Origin of the sequence: Vibrio sp. Vb1337 (assembly GCF_033338715.1) — a bacterium.
Taxonomy (GTDB): Bacteria; Pseudomonadota; Gammaproteobacteria; order Enterobacterales; family Vibrionaceae; genus Vibrio; species Vibrio alginolyticus.
Genome location: NZ_JAWOTD010000005.1, coordinates 94562 through 114741 on the forward strand (window position 1 = coordinate 94562; position 20180 = coordinate 114741).

General features: G+C 45.1%; 26 protein-coding genes. 19 read left to right on the plus strand and 7 right to left on the minus strand.

Annotation, left to right across the window (positions count from 1 at the left end; genetic code table 11):
• Positions 1-3 precede the first annotated feature (3 nt).
• The 17 genes from R7E42_RS07515 (at position 4) to R7E42_RS07595 (ending at position 9152) form a co-directional block, all read left to right on the plus strand.
• Positions 4-315, plus strand: coding sequence for a hypothetical protein (locus R7E42_RS07515; protein ID WP_005457413.1), 312 nt, complete (start codon positions 4-6; stop codon positions 313-315).
• On the plus strand, positions 308-853 hold the full coding sequence (locus R7E42_RS07520; RefSeq protein ID WP_318072552.1) for a hypothetical protein: 546 nt from the start codon (positions 308-310) through the stop codon (positions 851-853). Before R7E42_RS07515 ends, R7E42_RS07520 begins: the two co-directional genes overlap by 8 nt.
• Positions 843-1298, plus strand: coding sequence for a hypothetical protein (locus R7E42_RS07525; RefSeq protein ID WP_318072553.1), 456 nt, complete (start codon positions 843-845; stop codon positions 1296-1298). The genes R7E42_RS07520 and R7E42_RS07525 overlap by 11 nt, the downstream gene beginning before the upstream one ends.
• Positions 1270-2028, plus strand: coding sequence for a hypothetical protein (locus R7E42_RS07530; RefSeq protein WP_258475394.1), 759 nt, complete (start codon positions 1270-1272; stop codon positions 2026-2028). Before R7E42_RS07525 ends, R7E42_RS07530 begins: the two co-directional genes overlap by 29 nt.
• Positions 2029-2151: 123 nt before the next feature.
• Complete coding sequence (locus tag R7E42_RS07535) at positions 2152-2280, plus strand: hypothetical protein (RefSeq protein WP_005457441.1); 129 nt, start codon at positions 2152-2154, stop codon at positions 2278-2280.
• Positions 2280-3107, plus strand: a complete 828-nt coding sequence (locus R7E42_RS07540; protein WP_318072554.1) for a major capsid protein P2 — start codon at positions 2280-2282, stop codon at positions 3105-3107. The genes R7E42_RS07535 and R7E42_RS07540 overlap by 1 nt, the downstream gene beginning before the upstream one ends.
• A gap of 9 nt (positions 3108-3116) precedes the next feature.
• Positions 3117-3425 (plus strand): hypothetical protein, encoded by a 309-nt coding sequence (locus R7E42_RS07545; protein WP_199803950.1) that lies wholly within the window; start codon positions 3117-3119, stop codon positions 3423-3425.
• Positions 3425-3568 (plus strand): hypothetical protein, encoded by a 144-nt coding sequence (locus R7E42_RS07550; protein ID WP_005457439.1) that lies wholly within the window; start codon positions 3425-3427, stop codon positions 3566-3568. The genes R7E42_RS07545 and R7E42_RS07550 overlap by 1 nt, the downstream gene beginning before the upstream one ends.
• Entirely contained in the window at positions 3565-3762 is a 198-nt protein-coding gene (locus R7E42_RS07555) for a hypothetical protein (protein ID WP_005457419.1), read from the plus strand. The genes R7E42_RS07550 and R7E42_RS07555 overlap by 4 nt, the downstream gene beginning before the upstream one ends.
• Positions 3747-4133 (plus strand): hypothetical protein, encoded by a 387-nt coding sequence (locus R7E42_RS07560; RefSeq protein WP_053303629.1) that lies wholly within the window; start codon positions 3747-3749, stop codon positions 4131-4133. Before R7E42_RS07555 ends, R7E42_RS07560 begins: the two co-directional genes overlap by 16 nt.
• A complete protein-coding gene (locus R7E42_RS07565; RefSeq protein ID WP_017636232.1) occupies positions 4134-4661 on the plus strand; it encodes a hypothetical protein in 528 nt (175 codons plus the stop codon).
• Entirely contained in the window at positions 4658-5422 is a 765-nt protein-coding gene (locus R7E42_RS07570; RefSeq protein ID WP_318072555.1) for a hypothetical protein, read from the plus strand. The genes R7E42_RS07565 and R7E42_RS07570 overlap by 4 nt, the downstream gene beginning before the upstream one ends.
• A gap of 2 nt (positions 5423-5424) precedes the next feature.
• A complete protein-coding gene (locus tag R7E42_RS07575) occupies positions 5425-5895 on the plus strand; it encodes a structural protein (RefSeq protein WP_046876230.1) in 471 nt (156 codons plus the stop codon).
• A 13-nt stretch (positions 5896-5908) separates the two neighbouring features.
• Positions 5909-6136 (plus strand): hypothetical protein, encoded by a 228-nt coding sequence (locus R7E42_RS07580; RefSeq protein ID WP_017636136.1) that lies wholly within the window; start codon positions 5909-5911, stop codon positions 6134-6136.
• A complete protein-coding gene (locus R7E42_RS07585; protein WP_017636135.1) occupies positions 6117-6296 on the plus strand; it encodes a hypothetical protein in 180 nt (59 codons plus the stop codon). The genes R7E42_RS07580 and R7E42_RS07585 overlap by 20 nt, the downstream gene beginning before the upstream one ends.
• A gap of 12 nt (positions 6297-6308) precedes the next feature.
• On the plus strand, positions 6309-7373 hold the full coding sequence (locus R7E42_RS07590; RefSeq protein ID WP_213906441.1) for a hypothetical protein: 1065 nt from the start codon (positions 6309-6311) through the stop codon (positions 7371-7373).
• Positions 7374-7652: 279 nt separating this feature from the next.
• Entirely contained in the window at positions 7653-9152 is a 1500-nt protein-coding gene (locus R7E42_RS07595) for a KAP family NTPase (RefSeq protein WP_301947999.1), read from the plus strand.
• On the opposite strand, the gene R7E42_RS07600 is transcribed toward R7E42_RS07595, so the two are convergent.
• The 5 genes from R7E42_RS07600 to R7E42_RS07620 all read right to left on the minus strand — a co-directional run bounded on the left by R7E42_RS07600 (position 9153) and on the right by R7E42_RS07620 (position 12610).
• Positions 9153-9578 (minus strand): phage protein, encoded by a 426-nt coding sequence (locus tag R7E42_RS07600; RefSeq protein ID WP_318072556.1) that lies wholly within the window; start codon positions 9576-9578, stop codon positions 9153-9155.
• A gap of 495 nt (positions 9579-10073) precedes the next feature.
• Positions 10074-10385 carry a stress response translation initiation inhibitor YciH gene (yciH, locus tag R7E42_RS07605; RefSeq protein WP_005376292.1) on the minus strand — a complete coding sequence of 104 codons (312 nt, stop codon included), beginning with the start codon at positions 10383-10385 and terminating at the stop codon, positions 10074-10076.
• 1 nt (position 10386) lies between these two features.
• A complete protein-coding gene (locus tag R7E42_RS07610; protein WP_005376294.1) occupies positions 10387-10773 on the minus strand; it encodes a DUF3319 domain-containing protein in 387 nt (128 codons plus the stop codon).
• A gap of 128 nt (positions 10774-10901) precedes the next feature.
• Entirely contained in the window at positions 10902-11891 is a 990-nt protein-coding gene (locus tag R7E42_RS07615; RefSeq protein ID WP_033907069.1) for a D-alanine--D-alanine ligase, read from the minus strand.
• A gap of 149 nt (positions 11892-12040) precedes the next feature.
• On the minus strand, positions 12041-12610 hold the full coding sequence (locus R7E42_RS07620) for an SPOR domain-containing protein (RefSeq protein ID WP_005390018.1): 570 nt from the start codon (positions 12608-12610) through the stop codon (positions 12041-12043).
• Between the two features lie 236 nt (positions 12611-12846).
• Here R7E42_RS07620 and R7E42_RS07625 point away from each other — a divergent pair, with 236 nt between their 5' ends.
• Positions 12847-15480, plus strand: a complete 2634-nt coding sequence (locus tag R7E42_RS07625; RefSeq protein ID WP_213960968.1) for a bifunctional acetate--CoA ligase family protein/GNAT family N-acetyltransferase — start codon at positions 12847-12849, stop codon at positions 15478-15480.
• A gap of 77 nt (positions 15481-15557) precedes the next feature.
• Here R7E42_RS07625 and R7E42_RS07630 read toward each other — a convergent pair whose 3' ends face one another.
• On the minus strand, positions 15558-16445 hold the full coding sequence (locus R7E42_RS07630) for a LysR family transcriptional regulator (protein ID WP_017634152.1): 888 nt from the start codon (positions 16443-16445) through the stop codon (positions 15558-15560).
• Positions 16446-16676: 231 nt separating this feature from the next.
• Here R7E42_RS07630 and R7E42_RS07635 point away from each other — a divergent pair, with 231 nt between their 5' ends.
• Entirely contained in the window at positions 16677-18815 is a 2139-nt protein-coding gene (locus R7E42_RS07635) for a TonB-dependent hemoglobin/transferrin/lactoferrin family receptor (RefSeq protein ID WP_005376305.1), read from the plus strand.
• Between the two features lie 335 nt (positions 18816-19150).
• On the opposite strand, the gene galE is transcribed toward R7E42_RS07635, so the two are convergent.
• A complete protein-coding gene (galE, locus tag R7E42_RS07640) occupies positions 19151-20167 on the minus strand; it encodes a UDP-glucose 4-epimerase GalE (RefSeq protein ID WP_005376309.1) in 1017 nt (338 codons plus the stop codon).
• Between the last annotated feature and the right edge of the window lie 13 nt (positions 20168-20180).

The following is a 20180-nucleotide window of genomic DNA, read 5'->3' on the forward strand; positions in this document are numbered from 1 at the left end:
ACAATGGAAATGCTATCTCTTAAAGAATGTCAGCAAGCAATGGCCGCGCTCGATGCGGCCGACAAACTCAACGCCAGTGTGGAAAAGGAGTTGAGCCAGTTTAAAAACATGGACACCAACGCGATTATCAAGCGCGCAAGCAAGATGCTCATGACGGGCAACTTTTCGCTTGAAGCGTTTGGTTTGAATCCGACGTTGTTCGACCAAATCGAGCAGCTCACCAAGCTCAACAACAAGGTGCGTGAAAAGTATCGCGGCTGTGTCAAAGGCAACATGCAGCAATTGGAAACCGTCGAGGCGGCCGCCGATGAGTAAACACCCAAACCCAATTCGCGGGCACGTATCGTGCCCCGTTTGTAGCTCGGCTTCAACCGTGCATCGTGTCGGTGAGGGTAAGCTGATTGCCGAGGGCGAACCCACCAAAAACGGGCGCAATTTAGGGCTGCTGTATTACAAGTGTCCGAGCTGTGGCAACAGCCCAATGAGCAAGAGCATTAACGCTTTTGTGGAAACCAACATGGTTGACTCGGTTGAACAGTTAGAAGTGAGTGACGCCGTCACAATTAAGGCTGAATCGCCAACGGTTGAACCAGTACCCGAAACAGTTGCAAGCACTGATACGCCTAGCGTTGAAGTAATTGAACAAGTGGAAGAGCCAAGCGTTGAAACCGAGCAAGCAACCGAACCGGAACCCGTTCCAACGCCCGTTAAAAAGCCGCCATTTCCGGTTAAAAAAGTCTTAGCGGGGATAGCCTTTGTCGCCTTGTTGATTTGGGCGATTCGTCAACTGATGCCAACCAAGAAACCAACCGAACCAGACACCGAACAAGGAGAGCCAATCAATGCAGGATGAAATGGAAAACCAACCAGAATTAGATGATTGGGGCGACTTTTCCGCGGTTATCAGTGGACTGGAACAAACCGAAGTCAGTGAACTAACCGACTTACCAACCGAAGCGGCCAACGACGACAACCACCAACCCGCGGGTGAAATGTTCGAGGGCGCATTGTCGGTGCTGTTCACCATTACCGAACAAGCCACGTCGATTATTTCCGGTGTCGATTTTGAGTTTGATGAAAAAGGCAAAGCGGCGGTGATTGATGCGGCGTTGCCTGTCTTGGAAAAACACAGTGATAGCGTGTCGTCGCTGTTTGGGGATTACATGCAAGAAGCCGTTCTCGGCTTGGCGGTGTTGTCGCTGGTCTACAGTGCCAAGAAAACCATGGCACACCAAAAAGAGCTATTGGCCATCGAGGAGGAAAAACAGCGTGAGCAAAAAGAAAAAGACGCCGCTTAAATTCCCCAATCCGGTCAACTCCAATCCGTCACACGATGCCGAACATGTCATCTACGTGGCGGGCACGGGCGGGGGTAAAACCTCCGCCGTTAAGCACTTAGGTTTGGTGCCAAAAGCCGCGCAAGCGGTTTTTTTTGACCCTTACCGCAACTACGCGGGGGCGAAATTCCGCGGCCAACAATGTCTTGAAACCAGTTCTCGCGTGGCGTTCGTCAAAGCTTTGGTGATGGCACGTAAACGCGGCAAGTCATTCAAGTTGGCGTATATCCCTAAAGATGGGGCTTGCTCGGAAGAATTGGAGTTCTTCAGTGCCGCGGTGTGGGCGGTGGGCAATGGCGACGCCCAACAACTGCATGTGATCATCGAAGAGCTTGCAAGCTGCGTGGAGACGTCCGGCAAACTCAAAGGCAAAGCGGGCGAATTGTGGCGCGGTGGGCGTCAATATGGGCTTGTGCTGCATTCGATTTTCCAACGCGGGCAAGAAGTGCCCAAGACCGTCACCGAGCAATCGCCTGTGTGGTGGATTGGTGCGGTGAACTCGATGGCCGATGCACGATGGCTCGCCGATAAAAAAGGCTTGTGCGTCGATACCTTAGCAGGATTGAAATCAGCCAAGAACAACAAAGCCGCGATTGGTAAGCCGATTGCCGAATATCTATTGGTTCGGGATGGTATCGGCAACGTGGAAAAGTCCTCATTTAACTGTCTGACGGGCACCATTCACCGTTAATTTCAACGCTCATTCAACCTATAGGTTAACCACTTAACCTATAGGTTGCGCCCGCTTTCGCTTCCTCTCAAATCCCTGTTTCATGAAATCACTTTTTAACCGTGTACAACCGAAAGGGACAACATGAAACAGCAACACAAAAACCTACTGATGGCACTGATTATCACGTTAATCGTGATTGCCGCTATCAACAACATCAGCGTACTCAACCCAGTGCGTGAAACTCTTAACGGCGAAAATGGGTGGTTCTAATGGAAGCACTAAAACAACCTTTTAACCCGCGTCCACGTGAGCTTGACCCTGTTGAGGGTGTGAACTGGGGCAACCAAGCCACCTTGCGCTTGGTATCGGGTCCAACTTACCAAAACATTGTACTGGTGACGGACATTCTCGATGCGGCAGACATTGAGCGCATCACGGTGAAAGTAAACGGCCGTGAAATCGTCAACGTGACGGGTCAAGACCTGTTCGATTTACAAGAGCACAAGAAAGAATACGTGCAAGCGGGTCGCTACGTGTTGAACTTCTCGGATTTGTCGATGCGTACCAAACTGGGTATCCGTACAGGTGAGCTTGTGACGCTGCAAGGCGAAATCTGGTTCATGTACATCCAGCTAAAAGCCAAAACGGGTGCCGCGGCACCAATGATTCGCGCTCGTGCTCATACCACGGCGGCGCAAAGCCAACGTATCTACATGCCGCGCATCTATTCCCAAACGTGGTACGCCGCATCGAGTGGTCGCACACCGTTTGACTTTGCCGAGCGTAGCGCGGCGCTGTCTATCAAGCGTTTGCACCTCAAAGACGACACGATTGAACGCGTTCGCGTCCTGCGTGATGAACGTGAAGAACTCAACGTGAATAAGACCGATAACGCCTACGACTTAGCCGCGGCAGGTCGTGAGCAGAATGCGGGCTTCTTCTCGATGGACTTCACGCGTTGCGGGTTTGGTAGCGAAGCGCGCTTGCCAACGGCGGCCATGAAACAACTGGCGTTTGAAGTGGAAAAAACGGCACCGGGTAGCATTCCGGTGCTGATTGAAGCCATCGAACAAGTGGCGGTGCCTACCGCGCAGTAAGGGGGCGTTATGGCGCAAGAGCAAAGCATGTGGGGGTCTATTTGGGACGGCGTCTTAGAAACGGGCGGCGAACTGATAACCGACGTTACCGACTTGGGCAAGGACTGGCTTGGTGTGAAGATTGAAAACGAAGCCGACCGCGTCCAGTCGAGTAACCCAGATGAACAGCGAAAGCACAATAACGACTACCAACAACCCACGGGTGAGCCTGTGTACACCTCCGCCTTTGCGGGGGTGACCACGACGCACCTCATGATGGGGATGCTGTTCGTACTGTTGTTATTGGCGATGTTCTACGTCGCTAAGGGGAAGAAGTAATGCCGTTTATTCCATACCTAATTGCAGGTGCGGTGGGCGTATGGGCGGGCATCAAAATCACGGGCGGTTTTGACCGCATCGGATGGGTGCTCGGTCTGCTTCTGGTGTGTTATGTCCTGTACAAGAAAGGATTCAAATTATGATTGGTGGGCTTCTAGGAAATTCCGGCTCGATGCCAATTAGCGCCAACGGTGGTCCCGCGGTCAGCGGTGCCGATGGTGAATCAAGTGGCAGCCTATCGGTAGGCAATATCAATATGGGCGGGGGCAATTCCACCACGTTGATGATTCTTGTAGTGATTGTGATTGCGGCGGTGTTGCTATGGAAAAAGAAGTAATTGAAGTCGTGACGCAATCGAAACGTGCGCTTGGTGAACTCAAGCCCGCGTTTCGCGCTTGCCCTGATGCGTACGTTGAATTGTGCAAAGCGGTCAAGGATGGCCGCGTGAGTCTGTATCGCCTAATCAGCAATGAAAATGATCTCATCATTGCGGGTGAGCGTGATGGGGATAACTACTTTTTGTGGGGCGTCGCGGGTCGCGGTCTGCGTTCAGGGATTATCCAGTTATGCAAAGTGGTGAAAGCGGCGGGCATGTCATCCATGACCGCCGACACCGCCTTTGATGGTGTCGCCCGCTTGGTGCGTTCGATTGGCGTCACTGCCAAGCAAGACGGTGACTTTATTCGTTTGGATTTGGGGGTGCTGTAGATGGGTAGTTCTAAATCAAAATCGAGTAATACCAGTAACACCACTAACGTCAGCGGTCAGAATGCCATTAGTGGCGATAACCTCGGTGTGGCGATTTCGGGTGTGAACAACTCGACCATCAACACCACTATGACCGACCACGGCGCAGTGAATGCCGCCATGGAGCTTGGCGAAAAGGCGTTTGATGAAGCCTTTGCGTTTGGCGGCGAAATGCTCAACAGCAATGAGCGTATTTCGCTTGAAGCGATGGACACCACGCACGACATTGCCGAAACCGCCATTGACGAAGTGGCTGATTTTGCGGGCGATTCCTTGGCAACGTATGCCTCAACCAACAGCGAAAACCTCGATATGTTGGCGGGACTGGCGGGCAACCAAGCGGCGCAGAACTCGAAGAATCTGCAAGCCATGATGGACTTGGCGAAATTCAAACAAGACGGCGGGCAAGTCGAAACAAGCAAGATGATGGTGATGCTAGCAATCGTGCTTGTGTTGGTGCTTGGCTACGTAATGGTGAAGAAACGATGAACACGCAACTAATCGCGGGTCAAGCCATCCCGCTGACGCCAGATGGCAATTGGCTGTATCTGAAATCGGCGCAAGCTGAGATTGAAGTCTATCGGGAATCGTCCGGTGAACGCGTCACGCTTGGTAAGTCATCGGTGTTTAACGTGGGCGAGGGTAAACACCTTGGGCGTTTGCTTATCTCAAGCCGTACCGATAACCAGATTGAAATTCAATTTGGCTTTGGGATGTTCACGCCGCCCGTTGAGGGGCAAAGCGTGGTGGTGCAAGCACTGCCGAATGTGGTGATTGAGCGCATGCCAGGGGTGACGGTGGAACACTTACCCGCGGTAGAAATCGCGCCCAATCAACAACTGGCGGTGAATCAACTGCCTGCTGTGAAAATCGCAGCGAATCAACAGCTCGGCGTCACGACGTTACCGCCTGTTGAGTTCAAAGCGCCGCAACCCGTGACGGTTCAATCGTTGCCATCGGTGGAAGTGTCTGCATTACCTGCGGTCACGCTCGAAGCTGCGCAAGTGGTGAAAGTGGATGAGCAAGTCAGTCGCAACCTCATCACCGAAGCGGTGAGCGTGTTCCCGCACAACATTGCACAAAACGCCACGCGTAAAGCCATCACGATTAAGGCAGCGAAAGCCAACACCGCCTCGGTGTTCATTGATGCGTTTGAACTGGAAGCGGGCGAGCGCATCACCATTGAAAGCACGGCTGACATGACCTTAACGGGCGCGGAGGGTGACAGCGTCACACTGTTGGAGGTGTAACCATGCCGTTGTTTATCTTAATTATTTTTGTTTTTGGAATTGGAGCGTTCACCATGACGACATCAACGACATCAAGCGTTCGCGGGATTCGCATTAATAACCCGCTCAACATTCGCATCGCACCAAATGCATGGCAAGGTAAGGTGACACCGTCACGTGATAAGGCCTTTGAAACCTTTCAAGCGCCCGAATGGGGCTTTCGTGCGGGCGCCATTTTGCTGCGTAACTATCAGCGCCGCCATGAGCTGCACACCTTGACGGAAATCATTCACCGCTTTGCGCCACCAAACGAAAACCACACGGCCAACTATGCACGCTTTGTCGCGGGTCGCGTTGGTGTGGGTATGGATGAGCGCATTGACTTGGTGAACAACAAGCCGCTGTTGGTCGAAGTGCTTCACGCGATGAGCATCATGGAAGTGGGTCGCCACTACAGCAAAAACACGGTGCTGAAAGGCGTCAATCTGGTTTAGGGAGAAACACAACATGTTTGAACGTTCAACATTAAAAGGTTTAACGCTTCTCGGTTCCGTTATCGCTGCGGCGACGGGCTACGGCCATTTATTTAGCGTGGAGCTGACTGATACGGGCGTGAATTTTGGCGGCGCGGTTGGCTTAGCCATTCCCGCCGTGATTGGTGCGTATGAGTCGTTGCCGGACAAGTGGAAACCAAGCAAAAAAGTAGGGGGCTTGGATGGAAAACGCCCTTATTAACGCCTTATCGGGTCTGGGGTTTTCGTCCGAGTCGCTGGTCATGTTTGTGCTTATCGGCATGAATCTGAAGTACCAAATCGCCATCAATAAACAGCTTACCCAAGGGCTGCAAGATGTACGCGAAAGCGTGTTGGTGCTCACGGCCAAACAGACAGATTAAAGAGTATTTATCATGACAGATTCAGTTAAACCGCTTCCAACGGGAAGCACGGATAAAAAAGTCGAGCACATTGCCGACTACCTAGAGCGCGCCATGGCAGAAGTGGCGCTTGCTGGCAATGCGCCTGACAACCTATTGCGAAATCCAAGCTTTGCGGAGTATTACAGCGCAACGCTTTCGAATGATATTTTGTATGGCCACGCGGTAGACAAAGCCAAATCTTTTAACTTCATGAAAGGCATTGCAAAACCCATTTGTCCATCGTGGAGCATTGAGGTTCAACACGGCGGCAGTATCAGTTATTGCAAAGTGAAATCCGGCCGATATAGCAAAGCCGACCTGCACCAAAACAAGGATGGTAATGCCGTTATGTTTGGTGGTCTTGGTATGACGGGTAACGGTGCCAATGCGGTGTTGTTCCAAGAGTTTGATACACCAACGCTGATTGAAGATGGTGAGCAAAACTACTACGCCTATGTGCGCTGTTGTCAGGCAGGTGGCCCGCAAAAGATTCGCTTTGGTATTTGTGATTTGGACGGAGACGGCAACGCAACCAGTATCCGAGCGTCACGCACCATTGAACTTCCGGCGGGTTTGTACGACGTAAAAGAGTTCTGGCTTGAAATCCCAAGTCTGGCCGAAGGTGGCGCGACCATTAACTATCGTAAACGTGCGTTTTTCATCGAAAGCGCCGCGCGGGGCGTGTTGTCCGTGGAAGGTGCAGGGGTGTACTACGGTAAAGCCGGACAAGTGCCAAAACTCAATTACACCAATCAAGGCATCGGAAAAGAGTTCATTATCACCAAGAAGTTCTCAAAAGCAGACCCAACCTTTTTCCTACCTTGCGTTGAGGGCTGTTACCCAATTGATAAACACCTGTCGTTTATCATCATGGGCAACCAAGGCTTTGAGTTTGAATTCCAAGCGCGAGACACCGATTTCAGCTTGGGCGATGATGGCACCGTCACGATGTCGAACATTGGCATGGTGAGTTCAACCGCAAATGCGCAGGTTCGCGGCTTCTTTAGCCAAAACCTATACATGAACTTTTTCGATGTCGCACCGCCGTTAGTGTAAGCAATGAAAGCTAAGGCTTAAACCTTGCGAACTGGTTCGAAACGTCATTAATGACGATTTACACAGCGAGTAGGGAGCCGATACTTTTGGTGGGTCGATTGACCTCGACAGGCTTCAAATGACGCCACCAAAGCAGAAGCCTAAAAAAGCCGAACCCTTAGCGATGGGGTTCGGCTTTTTTTGTTTTATGCTCACAAATAAGCAAATTCGCAACAGCATTTTGTAAGCGGAAACATGATAATGAATCAACACACACATCATCATACTTGAGAATATTATATGTCACCGAACAAGCACGCCCCCAAATATGAAGAGTGGCAAGAGCAGTACAGTTGGGAGACTTGTAGGACTGGTCGAGAGCAATACGGTAAGTTTTTAATATCTATCCTTACGTCAGAGATGGATGGGCACGTTTTGAACTTAAACGGAGCGTGGGGGACTGGGAAAACAGAGTTCTTAAAGCGTATATACATATCATTAGCGGAGAGCGAATACCCCGTCGTTTACATTGATGCATGGGAAAGTGATTTTATTAAAGACCCTTTGACCGTAATATGTGCGGAGTTTTTAAATCAACTAGGATTTACTTTCGCTAATAATGATGAGGATAAGTTTGAAGAAATAAAAGAAAAGCTAAATACTTTAATGGCTAGAATTTCTAGCATATCTAAAATATTAAATCCTTTAGGAGCTCTATATAAGTCTTATGACCCTTCAGTATCGGAAGAAATAGATTTTGCTTCTACCTTGTTAGAGGTAAGTAATATTGATTTTAAAAAAGAGTGTGGTGTTATTGGTAATAACTCTTCACTTATGAAAAGAATGTTAGGCTCTCAAATGGAGCTTGTAGAAGGGATGAAAGACATACGCAAACAAATTACCGCCATTAGCGATATCTTAGAATGTGTATATGGACTTAAAACACCTATCATTGTTTTAGTCGATGAGTTGGACCGTTGTAGACCCGATTACGCCATCAAAATGCTTGAGGTTGTAAAGCATTTCTTTGATGTAAAGGGATGTAATTTCTTAATTGCAACCGATACAGAATCCCTCCAAGAATCAATTAAAGCTGTGTACGGGAGTAACTTTGACGCAGAGCGATACCTTCGTAGGTTCTTCAATCAAAAGATAGCCTTACAGCGACCGTCAATAAAAAACTACATTAAACAAAAAGAAATAAACTATTTAAGCTTATGTGAGAGAGTTAAGTTAGCGCCATTCTCGGCAGATAATGACGGGTTTGTTCACTTCCTTTCTTGCTTACTCGATCATCAAAAATTTGAGTTGCGTGATATTGAGCGCTTCATACATAAATTGACAGCTAGTCTTTGTTATATCAATAACAATAACTTAAAAAATGAAAAATATATTAATATCGCAGTTTTGTCTTATGCAATATTTGAACATGAAATATCTCCGAAAAATTTCTTTTCTAGGGAAAACAATACTCATAATGAAGCGATAATGTTGCAAGGTAGCTTGAGTCGAGAATTGGATTTAAAAGTTTTCATGGACACCCAACTAATGTTAGTTACTCTTCAATTATCAAATGTTTTGAATAATCTATCAGGACGAAAAATGAGAAGCATGCAAGCAAAAACAGTCCTGAAAGCACAAAGTACTAATCTCAATTTACGCCAGATGGATGGGTGGGGGAAAAAGCCAATAACAAATGAAACCTCAGAATTAACTGAGGCTTACAATAAAGACCCAGATTCATATTGGTTGTGGGAAGATTACAAAAAAATAGTAGGACTAACAGATGCAATTGAATAGCTAGCTTTTCAATTTTGATGGTACCCATTCGGCGGCTTTCATTCGACGGCCGCCACGAAACGGTAAGACGTTTTCTTTAGCAGGATAAGCTTTGGGATACTCAAAGTGTCCATACATTTCCACAAACTGACGATGTTCGTCACGCCAGAATACAAAACTTTCCAATTCTTTAGGGCTGAACTCACGGCCAGACGGTGTGATTAACACCGCGCGTTTCTCATCAACACGAAATCCAGACCAACGAATATCATTAGGTAAATAACCAAGAGATTTGATGAGTAGAAGTTTTTCCGCCATCGGATTGACCGGAACCGTGCCATCGAGCCAACGGGTAATCGTCGGTTTAGACACATGAAAATATTCAGCGCCTTGCTTGATGGAGGTAAACTCGCGCCAAAAGAGTGTGCGGAATGATTCGTGAAACATGACAACGCTCGCATATTGAATAACTGACTAAAAATATTTTTCTTGTTGTTTTGGGCGTTACCGAACGCAACATTATGTGGCGGTCAGGGTTTTAGTGGTTTTTCGTTGATTGCACAAAACGAACGTCACGAATAGTACAAGCAACTTGCGTTATGGAAATCGACAAAATAAAAAATTACGGCTTGGTTATCAGACACTTATGAAACGCTTAATCAAAGAGTTAGCCTTTGTTAACAAATCACCCCTTAGTGCGCATTATGTATATTATGTTAAATTGTCTATTGCCATACGCTAAATGTTGTCTGAGTATGCTCCTATTCCCCTGTAGATTTTAAATTTAAGGGCCTTACTGTAAGTATTAAACATAATGGTTATTTACCATAAAATAGCTAATATCGATCTATCAATCTACGATTGCTTGCTCTTCAATTAGCAACTTATAAAAAATGGCGTCTATTTCTTTAGACGCCATTTTTGTTTACTGGAAATATTAAATTAGCCACCGGCTAATTTGACTGTCATGCCTTTCTTTTCAAGATGTGCCTTGATCTTGTCTCTAGCATCACCTTGAATCTCGATATTGCCATCTTTTACAGAGCCACCACAGCCACAGACTTTTTTGAGTTCTGCCGCTAATAACTTTAAAGGTGCATCATCCAAGTCTAAACCTGTAACAATGCATACGCCTTTACCTTTACGGCCTTTCGTTTGGCGCTGAATCCGAACAACACCATCGCCTTTAGGGCGAGATACTTTTTCTTCTTCCGGTTTAATTCGACCGGTTTCTGTTGAATACACCAGAGTCATTCTATTGTTTCTTTTGTTGTTGAGCTTGCATCGCTTTTTGCTTTGCAACCAAATAAGCTTCGATATGGCGTTGAATAGCGGCTTTACTGCCCTTAATCAGTTTACCATTAAACATACAGTACCAAGAGTTAGGTTGGCCTGTATCGTTTTGAATAGTATAGCCGTTAAAGACCTCTGATTTTGCAACACCAGTTTGCTGCACTCTTTGTCCGAGTGAAGCAAACTCTTTGGGATCAATAATCGATGCGGTGTCACACCACCAATCAATGCTTTTCTTTACCGCCGTCAAACTGCCCTGTAAAACGTGGTTCTTGATTTTAACCTTCCAAACACTGCCATCTGATCCGACTGACTGCAGGTTAAAACCTCTATAATTTGAAATCGCCATACCACTGAGTCATCTGTTTAATGCGTTGATATAATCATAATTGCTACTGAGCAATATTCAAATACGGCTTGAATAATCCTTGCTCTAGAAAACAACTTGTATCATAAAACGCGTCTCGATAACGTTAATCACTTTGCACTGTTTATACAATCTTCCAAGAACTCATGAAATTTGTGCCCGTTGTTTTGAAGCATTTTAGGGAACATTGAGATCGGAGTCATTCCTGGAAATGTGTTTACTTCGTTTAAGTAAATCTCATCATCTTCCGTTAGGAAAAAGTCGATACGAGATAAATGACGAAGATTCATTTGTTTAAATACCGTCTCTGACGCGTGTTGGATGGAATCTAATTGTATTTGAGTTAGATTCTTCGCCTCAACTTCTGTGAGCGAGTGACTTGAACTGCTGTACTTTTCATCGTACGAGTAAAAAGCACCATCAGGCGCGATGACCTCGCCTGGCTTAGTGATATGTAGTTGGCCATTCATCTCATATGCAGCAACTTCAAGTTCTCGAGGTTTTACTGCTTTCTCAACCAACACTTGGTCAGAAAACCCAAAAGCATCATTTACTGCATTAGAAAGCTTGTCTTTTTCTGTGACACTGTAACAGCCAACGGAAGAACCTTGGCGAGCGGCTTTAACAAAAACTTTTCCCCACTTTTCAAAGGCTTTATGAGCTTGAACGTGAGCTTCTTCATCGTTTCGCGTTAAGAATAAGTATGGCGTATTGGGTATGCCAATAGCGTCGTACCAAAGCTTAGATGTGATTTTATTGAAACTATTGCTACTCGCTTCTGGCCCGCAGCCAAGATAAGGAATACCTGCGATTTCAAACAGAGATTGAATGTCGCCTGTTTCGCCAGGAAAACCATGTATACAAGGCACGATGAAATCAATGGTTTGATTAGATTCACTTGAGCACAACTGCTTGGTATTGAGATCCAAGTAAACCAACTCACCTTGGTTGGTCATCCAACCTTCGTTTTTTATTTCTACGCGTGTAACGTGAACGTCTTCAATAAGATTTAGTTGTTGTTCGACAAAGTTTGCAGACAATAATGAAATCTCGTGCTCAGAAGAGCCACCGCCGCATAGTAAAAGAATATTTTTAATCATGAATCCATCTTTCCGTGACCTACAAAAGATACTATTTATTATGATAAACCTTTGAAGTGTGACGTACAGTAATTTTAATGTGAGGAATGTTGTTCGAATAGGATTTGAGCAAATAAATAAGGGAGCTATTCGCTCCCTTATTTGATGTGTTAATTTAATTTGTTAAGCGTTGGGTAAGCTGAGTTTTTGATTGCATCAATGCTTTTAACAAATGGTCTTAACTGCTGAAATTGAGCTGGCAAAGTCGAAATCGCTTGCTTGGCTTCTGCGCTTGTTGCGTAGTCTCCGTATAAAACTGAGAACCACTTAGTACCGTTTACAACTTTGTAGTTTTCCCAAATTGGCTGACCGTTCTGTGGCAGCTTATTTGCAAACTGATCGACTTTAGCTTGGCTACCCACAGCTGCGACTTGAATGGTATAGCCGAATCGTTGAATGCCAGCTTGCTTTTTACTTGGTGGTACGATCTTAACTGGCTTCGCCTGCTCTTTTGGCGTTAGCTTGACTACTTTCTTTTCTTCAGGCTTTGCCGTCATTTTCACAACAGTTGGTTGTACGTCTTTTTCTACTACAGCGTTTTCAGACGCCATAATTGGTTTAGAGATACGATCTGATTTGTAGTCCTCTCGGTAACTTTCTGAGGTCACATCCGTGATGTAAGTTTCAGATGCACAAGCAGAAAGCAGAACTGACAAGCCGATGATTGCGATTTTTTTCATGAAGTAACAAATGCTCTGGATAAATATTACGATAAATCATGCCGATAGCAGGGCCGTTTATCAAGCATCAAATACAATAATCTGTGATTTTGATGTGATGAATAACACAAACTCCATAAGCATCGTACACATTTTCTGCAATGTCTGGTCTGAAGATGTTTTATCAGTAAATTATTCGTTTATGATTGATATGAAACCGAGAAGCCAACGTGACTTACAAACGGCCAGGAGTCAGCATGAATAAACTACATAAACTCTTTAAACCCAACTCTGTGGCCGTTATTGGGGCATCTCAAAAAGCATTGCGAGCAGGACATGTTGTGATGCGCAACCTTCTACAAAGTGGATTTGGTGGCGCGATTATGCCAGTAACGCCGCGATATAAAGCCGTATCTGGCGTGATCGCTTACCCTGATGTAGCTTCCCTGCCCTATACGCCAGATATTGCAATTTTGTGTACGAACGTTTCACGTAACGAGCAATTGCTTAAAGAGCTAGATGAGAGAGGCACACCGTTTGCGATTGTTATCTCTGATGACCCTAACCCTTTAGATATCTCATCATTGAACATTCGAGTCTTAGGCCCAAACAGCTTAGGTATCATCCTTCCTTGGCACAATTTTAACTGCACGTTTTCCCCTGTTGCAGCTAAACCCGGAAAAATTGCTTTCATCTCACAATCCGCGGCGGTTTGTACCACGGTTTTAGACTGGGCAAATGATAAGAACATTGGTTTTTCTTCGTTCATTTCGATTGGGCGCGGACAAGATATCGATTTTGCAGATTTGCTCGACTATTTGAGTATGGATGGAAACACTGAAGCTATTCTGCTTTATGTTGATAATATCCAAGACGCTCGCCGATTTATGTCTGCTGCGCGCGCCGCTTCACGTAACCGACGTATATTGGTGCTAAAAGCGGGCCGCTCTAAAGAGATGAATACTTTTGAGCAGCAAGACGGAGATACACTTGACGTAATTTACGATTCTGCTATTCGCAGAACTGGTATGTTACGAGTCAGCAATACGCATGAGCTTTTTGCCGCGGTAGAAACACTCACGCATTCTGTGCCACTTCGTGGAGAGCGTTTAGCGATCATCACCAATGGCGGCGGCCCTGCTGTTATGTCCGTTGATACTTTGATTGAACGTGGTGGCCAACTCGCAACGCTTGATAACGCTTCCATTGAGCAATTACAAGCAGTACTTCCATCCAACTGGCGTGCTCGAAATCCAATTGATCTGTCTGGTGACGCAACCCAAAAACGCTATATTGATACCATTAACGCACTGATGAATAACGACTGTGCAGATGCGATATTGATTATGCATAGTCCTTCTGCTGTTTCTGATCCTCTTGAAACTGCTCAAGTCGTTATTAATGCCATCAAATCTCACCCTCGGCATAAGCATTTTAATATCTTGACCAACTGGTCAGGAGAACAAACGTCGAGAGAAGCGCGACTGGCCTTTACTCAAGCAGGCATTCCAACCTATAGAACACCTGAAAGTGCGGTTGTAGCATACATGCACTTGGTCGAATACAGACGAAACCAGAAACAACTAATGGAAACGCCAACGACGGCAGAGCCATTACATTCTGGAAGTGTGAGTTCAGCAAAAGAATGGGTAAACGAACGACTACTGGATAAAAACACAGTCACCTTGGATACGCATCAAACCAGCCCATTATTTAAGCTGTTCGGGTTTAACGTTTTGCCTACGTGGATTGCATCTGACGACATTGAAGCCGTTCATATGGCAGAAAATATTGGATATCCTGTTGCGGTTAAATTGCGTTCTCCAGACATTCCTCATAAATCGGATGTTCACGGTGTCGCTCTAAATTTAAGAAACAGTCGAGAAGTTTCCAACGCAGCGCTATCCATTTTAGATACCGTAAAGCTCAGCTACCCTTCCGCCAATGTACATGGGCTGTTGGTACAAGGGATGGCAAAGCTCGGCAGCGCTGAAGAGCTACGGATTAGTATTGCAGTAGATAAAGTCTTTGGACCAGTGATCTTGCTTGGTCAAGGCGGCTCTGAGTGGAATATCGCCCAAGATGCCGTCGCTGCACTTCCTCCTTTGAACATGACGCTTGCGCGCTACCTTGTCGTTGTTGCCCTAAAGTCTGGAAAGATTCGCCTGCAGAAACACAAAGATGCGCTCGATATTACTGAGTTGTCGAAGTTCTTGGTTCGTATCTCCCAAATGGCAGTTGAGTTACCAGAAATACAAAGGCTGGATATCCATCCAGTGCTGGTATCCGGAAGCGATTTAACTATCCTTGATGCAGATGTCACACTGTGTAAATACGAAGGAGACGCCCAAAAACGGCTAGCGATTCGCCCTTTCCCGGCAGAGTTTGTCGAAACTGTAACGCTTCGAGATGGCCAACCTATCCTGCTTCGCCCTATCTTGCCTGAGGATGAACCGCTGCATGCTCAATTCATTAATAGCGTATCGAAAGAAGATCTCTATAAACGTTTCTTTTCTGAAGTTGGAGAGTTCAACCATGAGGCTTTGGCAAACTTTACTCAAATCGACTACGACCGCGAAATGGCGTTTGTTGCGGTAGCGTTTAATACTGACGGACCGTCTATCATAGGGGTAGCCCGCGCATTGATTACACCAGACAATAGTGACGCTGAGTTTGCTATTTTGGTTCGTTCAGATTTGAAAGGAAAAGGTTTAGGCAAAGTGCTGATGCAGAAAATAATCAGCTATTGCAAAGTTAAAGGCACAAAGCAAATGTCTGGAATGACCATGCCAACAAATAGAGGAATGTTGATGTTGGCTCAGAACTTGGGGTTTGAGATCGATGTCCAGTTTGCAGACGGTACGGCAGATATGGTGCTCCCTTTAAATTGAAAAGCTCAGCATTAGCGATGACTTTTACTTCTTACATTCGATAATCAATGGGAATTTAAGAAGTAAAAGTTACGTTGTTACTTTAGTTTCCAATTCTTTTTTAGGTACTGAATACACCAGGATTTTGCTTCACCCATAGTGTTCCGGCGCCATGCCAAAATAATATCCATCGGCTGTTCTTCAGTGCCTTCGATTCGTTTCAATACACCACTATCAATAAGAGGTTGCGCAATTTGGCTTGGTAATGTACCAATGCCTAAACCTGCAGTGAGCGCTTCTACTTTTGCCGTAAAGTTGGTGACGGTCAAGCGAGGCTGTTTTTGAATGATATTAATTGAGAGCGCGGGTTGCTCACGTGCGGTATCTGCAATAGCAATAATCCGATACTTTTCTCGCGCTGCTTCATCAAACTTACCACTACGCTTGTGAACATAGTGATCAGCGGAAGCTACCCAATACATACTCATTTTACCAATTTTTTCTGACTTAACTTCTTGAGGAAGCGTATCCAGTGATGGGCAAATCAGTAAATCAGCTCTCCCCGTATTCAACGACTCCCAGCTACCAGCCAGAATCTCCTCTTGCAGCCTGACTCGAGTTGAGCTGACCTCGGCCAGCGCATCAACCATCGGGAAAAAGTTGGATATAGGAATAATGCCATCGAAGGCAATGGTAATATCCAGTTCCCAGCCATTCGCCAATAACGTTGCATCGTTCACTAACTTTTCACTGGCTTGTAAAATGGCTCTTCCTCTTTCAAGAATAAGCTTACCTGCTTCAGTAAAATGGGCTTTGTGACCAGAGCGATCGAAGATAATAATGTCTAAGTCTTGCTCGAGTTTCTGGATTTGATAGCTCAGCGATGACGGGGCTCTGTCTAACTCATTCGCAGCAGCAGCAAAACTCCCTCTTCGATCAATAGCATCTAGAATATGGAGTGCTTCTAACGTAATTGGACTCTGCACACGGCCTCTCTTAATGTGACATTCATCACATTCGTTGTATTTGGATGAACTTATCAAGAACTAACGACAAATAATATAACATATTGATAACTAAAGACTAGGAATGCTCATAGCCTAAGAAGAAGATTCAATACAAATCAATAAATGACAATGGTAATGATAGTAATTACCATTTAGATCCATTAATATCCGCGTGTTGTTACCTATTATGGATCTAAGGTATTGAAGCCAATGTATAAAAAATCAATTTTGTCAGCCTCCATTTTAGTTGCCCTTTCCCATACTGCTTATGCGGAAGAAGCTTCTAAGTTTGAAGAAGTCGTTGTGTCGGCCACCCGTACCAACCAAACCATAAACACTGTTGCTGCTTCTGTTGCTGTTGTATCAGAGAAAGACATCGAAGAAAACATGGTAAAGGACTTGAATGATCTATTCGAGTATACGCCAGGTGTTACTGTTAATGGCACTCAACGCCAAGGCGTCCAAAGTATTAACATTCGCGGGATGGAAGGTAAACGAGTTAAAATCTTAGTAGACGGTGCATCTCAACCAGGTGTATTCAGCGGTGGACCATATTCGTTTATCAATTCTAGTGCCGTTACTGTCGACCCCGATATGCTAAAGAGTGTCGAAATTGTTAAAGGAGCAGCTTCTAGCCTACATGGTAGTGATGCAATTGGCGGTGTTGTCGCATTCGAAACAAAAGATCCGAAGGATTTTCTCAAAGATGGTAAAGACTTTGGTGGTCAAGCTAAACTCTCTTATTCATCGGAAGATAACTCTTTTAGTGAGCATGTAGCTTTAGCAAAGCGTTTCGGTAATACAGAAGCACTTATAGCCTTTACACGCCGTGATGGTGCAGAGCTACAAAACTTCTCTAAGGCGCCTTACGATAACTATTCTGTGGACAACCAAGATTATTACAAAAACGATCTATTGGTAAAACTTCAATCTCAATTGAATGACGCTCATCGCTTGGAGTTTTTGGGAGAAGTTATTTACAACGAGACTGACTCAGAGATCGCACATAAAAGTTACAAAAACTTCAACGCTGAAGACACAACCAAGCAAAATCGCATTGGGCTCAAGCACATTTGGTTTGCAGATGCAGCTATCTCGGATACGATCACGTCCAAGCTTACATGGATTGGTAAAGAAGAAAACGGCGTCTCTAATCGCTTTATCGAAGCCAGCCCTGGTTACCCACCTTACGTACCGCCTAGTGGTGACAACCAACAGAAAAAAGATTACGAATATACTGAAGACAAATTTGAATTCGAAACTCAGTTAGATAAAGAAATTCAAAATCACTATATTGTTTACGGAATATCGTACAAACATAGTGACATCAGTAATACCAATCGCGAGTTTAATTCCGATCCTGGCACGCCAGATACTGTTTACGTTTACACACCGGATGCAAAAGAAGAAAGCTTTGGTTTATTCTTGCAAGATGAAATTTCGCTTCTTAATGACAAGCTAATTCTGACTCCAGGTGTGCGTTACGATTACTTCTCTACTAATCCTTCAAATACTTCTGAAGAGTCATTCGAGAAGTTTAGCGACTCTGCATTAACTGGTCGTTTAGGAGCAACTTACTCTATATCGCAACCAGGCACGATCTTCGCGCAAGTGAGCCAAGGGTTCCGAGCGCCATCGTTCGACGAGCTTTACTACACCTACGATAATCCGGCTCATGGCTATACCAACCGCCCTAACCCAAATTTGGGATCTGAAAAGAGTTTGTCTTATGAGCTTGGTTACCGTCATAACACTGCAGCGTCGGCAACTGAAGTAGCGTTCTACTACAGTGATTACAGTGACTTTATTGAGCAAACGTCATCAAACAATGGTGGTTTAACTGAATTCACAAATATCAATATTAGTGAAGCAAACATTAAAGGGGTTGAGCTCTCTAACCGTCTTGATTGGCATGCTATTGCTGGTCTTCCATCAGGCGTAACAACTCGCTTTGTTGCAGCATACACAGAAGGTGAAGATGGTGATGGTAATCCTTTGAACAGTGTAAACCCATGGAATGCCGTGGCTGCTGTAAATTACGATTCACCAAATGCACTTTGGGGGACAAGCCTAAAAGTAAACTACACGGCTAAGAAATCGAACAGTGATATCAACTCTGATGGTGATAAAGGCGGAATCAAAGACCAAGTTGCTTTGCCGTCTGCGACAGTCGTTGACTTAACGGCGTACTACAAACCAATGAAAGATATAACCATTCGTGCTGGTGTTATGAATCTAACGAATGAAGAATACCATCTTTGGAACGATGTTCGCGGTAAGACTGAGTTAAGTCGAGACAAAACGCAAGCTGAGCGTAATTACAACATTAGTGTTAAATACGAGTTCTAAACCTTAAAAACACAAAAGCCAGCGTAATGCTGGCTTTTTTTATGGCTTTCATTTCAAAAATGTAAAGAAAAGTATGAAAAATGAAAGTTTACTGTTTTGCCATCTCTTTTTTCACCATTACTGCTGCTGCAATGATGAAAGTGATGATCAGACCGAGTTCCATGAACTACCCCAATAGCTATGAGAAAATTTATAACCCAAATTAAGAGTCGGGCATAGTTTAACAGCTCTATATATACTTGCTACCTTTTAACCAGTAATTTACGATTTTTTCCGATTTGGATCAAAAAAGACGCAATCACGCGCCTTTTTGTTACTATTATGTAAATTAAAGATTAGGCATCTGGATAACCTTGAGGGTTAGTAGACTGCCAGCGCCATGTATCGCCAGTCATTTCTTCTAGAGTGCGAGTTGCTTTCCAACCTAACTCATTCATCGCTTTTGATGGATCCGCCCAACACTCTGCAATATCACCTGGACGACGCTCAACAAGTTGGTATGGGACATCTTTACCACTTGCGGCTTCAAATGCTTTCACCATGTCCAGTACACTGTAGCCGTTACCAGTACCGAGGTTATAGATATGAAGGCCAGCTTTGCTACCTACTTTTTCTAATGCAGCAACGTGACCATCGGATAAGTCCATTACATGAATATAATCACGTACGCCTGTGCCATCTTTGGTCGGATAATCACTACCAAACACAGAAAGGAACTCTCTTCGCCCTACCGCAACTTGAGAAACAAACGGCATTAAGTTGTTTGGAATACCTTGAGGATCTTCACCTAGCTCGCCTGTTGGATGTGAACCTACCGGGTTAAAGTAACGAAGAAGTGTAATGCTCCAGTCAGGGTTCGCATTTTGGAAGTCGGTTAAACACTCTTCCACCATTAACTTGCTGCGACCATATGGGTTAGTTGCGCTAGTTGGAAAGTCCTCAGTGATGGGTACAGATGCAGGATCACCGTATACAGTCGCTGATGAACTAAATACCAACGATTTAACTCCGGCTTCGCGCATTGCATCAACCAATACTAAAGTGCCATTAACGTTGTTGTCGTAATACTCTAGAGGTTTTGCTACAGACTCACCGACGGCCTTTAAACCTGCAAAATGGATAACAGCTTCAATATTGTGCGACTTTAGTGCTTCTACCATCGCCAATTTATCTCTGATATCGGCTTTAATGAAGGTTGGCTTTACACCACATACCTTTTCAATTCGATCTAATACCGTAGATTTACTGTTGTACAGGTTGTCTAGAATCACTGGCGTCATGCCAGCTTCGATCATTTGAATACACGTATGACTACCGATATAGCCCATACCACCCGTAACGAGTACTTTCATTTTATTATTCCTT

Excerpts from the sequence above, each read along its gene's own strand:
- R7E42_RS07515 (WP_005457413.1), top strand. The coding sequence starts at position 4 with ATGGAAATGCTATCTCTTAAAGAATGTCAGCAAGCAATGGCCGCGCTC.
- R7E42_RS07520 (WP_318072552.1), top strand. The coding sequence starts at position 308 with ATGAGTAAACACCCAAACCCAATTCGCGGGCACGTATCGTGCCCCGTT.
- R7E42_RS07525 (WP_318072553.1), top strand. The coding sequence starts at position 843 with ATGCAGGATGAAATGGAAAACCAACCAGAATTAGATGATTGGGGCGAC.
- R7E42_RS07535 (WP_005457441.1), top strand. The coding sequence starts at position 2,152 with ATGAAACAGCAACACAAAAACCTACTGATGGCACTGATTATCACGTTA.
- R7E42_RS07540 (WP_318072554.1), top strand. The coding sequence starts at position 2,280 with ATGGAAGCACTAAAACAACCTTTTAACCCGCGTCCACGTGAGCTTGAC.
- R7E42_RS07545 (WP_199803950.1), top strand. The coding sequence starts at position 3,117 with ATGGCGCAAGAGCAAAGCATGTGGGGGTCTATTTGGGACGGCGTCTTA.
- R7E42_RS07550 (WP_005457439.1), top strand. The coding sequence starts at position 3,425 with ATGCCGTTTATTCCATACCTAATTGCAGGTGCGGTGGGCGTATGGGCG.
- R7E42_RS07555 (WP_005457419.1), top strand. The coding sequence starts at position 3,565 with ATGATTGGTGGGCTTCTAGGAAATTCCGGCTCGATGCCAATTAGCGCC.
- R7E42_RS07560 (WP_053303629.1), top strand. The coding sequence starts at position 3,747 with ATGGAAAAAGAAGTAATTGAAGTCGTGACGCAATCGAAACGTGCGCTT.
- R7E42_RS07565 (WP_017636232.1), top strand. The coding sequence starts at position 4,134 with ATGGGTAGTTCTAAATCAAAATCGAGTAATACCAGTAACACCACTAAC.
- R7E42_RS07570 (WP_318072555.1), top strand. The coding sequence starts at position 4,658 with ATGAACACGCAACTAATCGCGGGTCAAGCCATCCCGCTGACGCCAGAT.
- R7E42_RS07575 (WP_046876230.1), top strand. The coding sequence starts at position 5,425 with ATGCCGTTGTTTATCTTAATTATTTTTGTTTTTGGAATTGGAGCGTTC.
- R7E42_RS07580 (WP_017636136.1), top strand. The coding sequence starts at position 5,909 with ATGTTTGAACGTTCAACATTAAAAGGTTTAACGCTTCTCGGTTCCGTT.
- R7E42_RS07585 (WP_017636135.1), top strand. The coding sequence starts at position 6,117 with ATGGAAAACGCCCTTATTAACGCCTTATCGGGTCTGGGGTTTTCGTCC.
- R7E42_RS07590 (WP_213906441.1), top strand. The coding sequence starts at position 6,309 with ATGACAGATTCAGTTAAACCGCTTCCAACGGGAAGCACGGATAAAAAA.
- R7E42_RS07595 (WP_301947999.1), top strand. The coding sequence starts at position 7,653 with ATGTCACCGAACAAGCACGCCCCCAAATATGAAGAGTGGCAAGAGCAG.
- R7E42_RS07600 (WP_318072556.1), bottom strand. The coding sequence starts at position 9,578 with ATGTTTCACGAATCATTCCGCACACTCTTTTGGCGCGAGTTTACCTCC.
- yciH (WP_005376292.1), bottom strand. The coding sequence starts at position 10,385 with ATGACTCTGGTGTATTCAACAGAAACCGGTCGAATTAAACCGGAAGAA.
- R7E42_RS07610 (WP_005376294.1), bottom strand. The coding sequence starts at position 10,773 with ATGGCGATTTCAAATTATAGAGGTTTTAACCTGCAGTCAGTCGGATCA.
- R7E42_RS07615 (WP_033907069.1), bottom strand. The coding sequence starts at position 11,891 with ATGATTAAAAATATTCTTTTACTATGCGGCGGTGGCTCTTCTGAGCAC.
- R7E42_RS07620 (WP_005390018.1), bottom strand. The coding sequence starts at position 12,610 with ATGAAAAAAATCGCAATCATCGGCTTGTCAGTTCTGCTTTCTGCTTGT.
- R7E42_RS07625 (WP_213960968.1), top strand. The coding sequence starts at position 12,847 with ATGAATAAACTACATAAACTCTTTAAACCCAACTCTGTGGCCGTTATT.
- R7E42_RS07635 (WP_005376305.1), top strand. The coding sequence starts at position 16,677 with ATGTATAAAAAATCAATTTTGTCAGCCTCCATTTTAGTTGCCCTTTCC.
- galE (WP_005376309.1), bottom strand. The coding sequence starts at position 20,167 with ATGAAAGTACTCGTTACGGGTGGTATGGGCTATATCGGTAGTCATACG.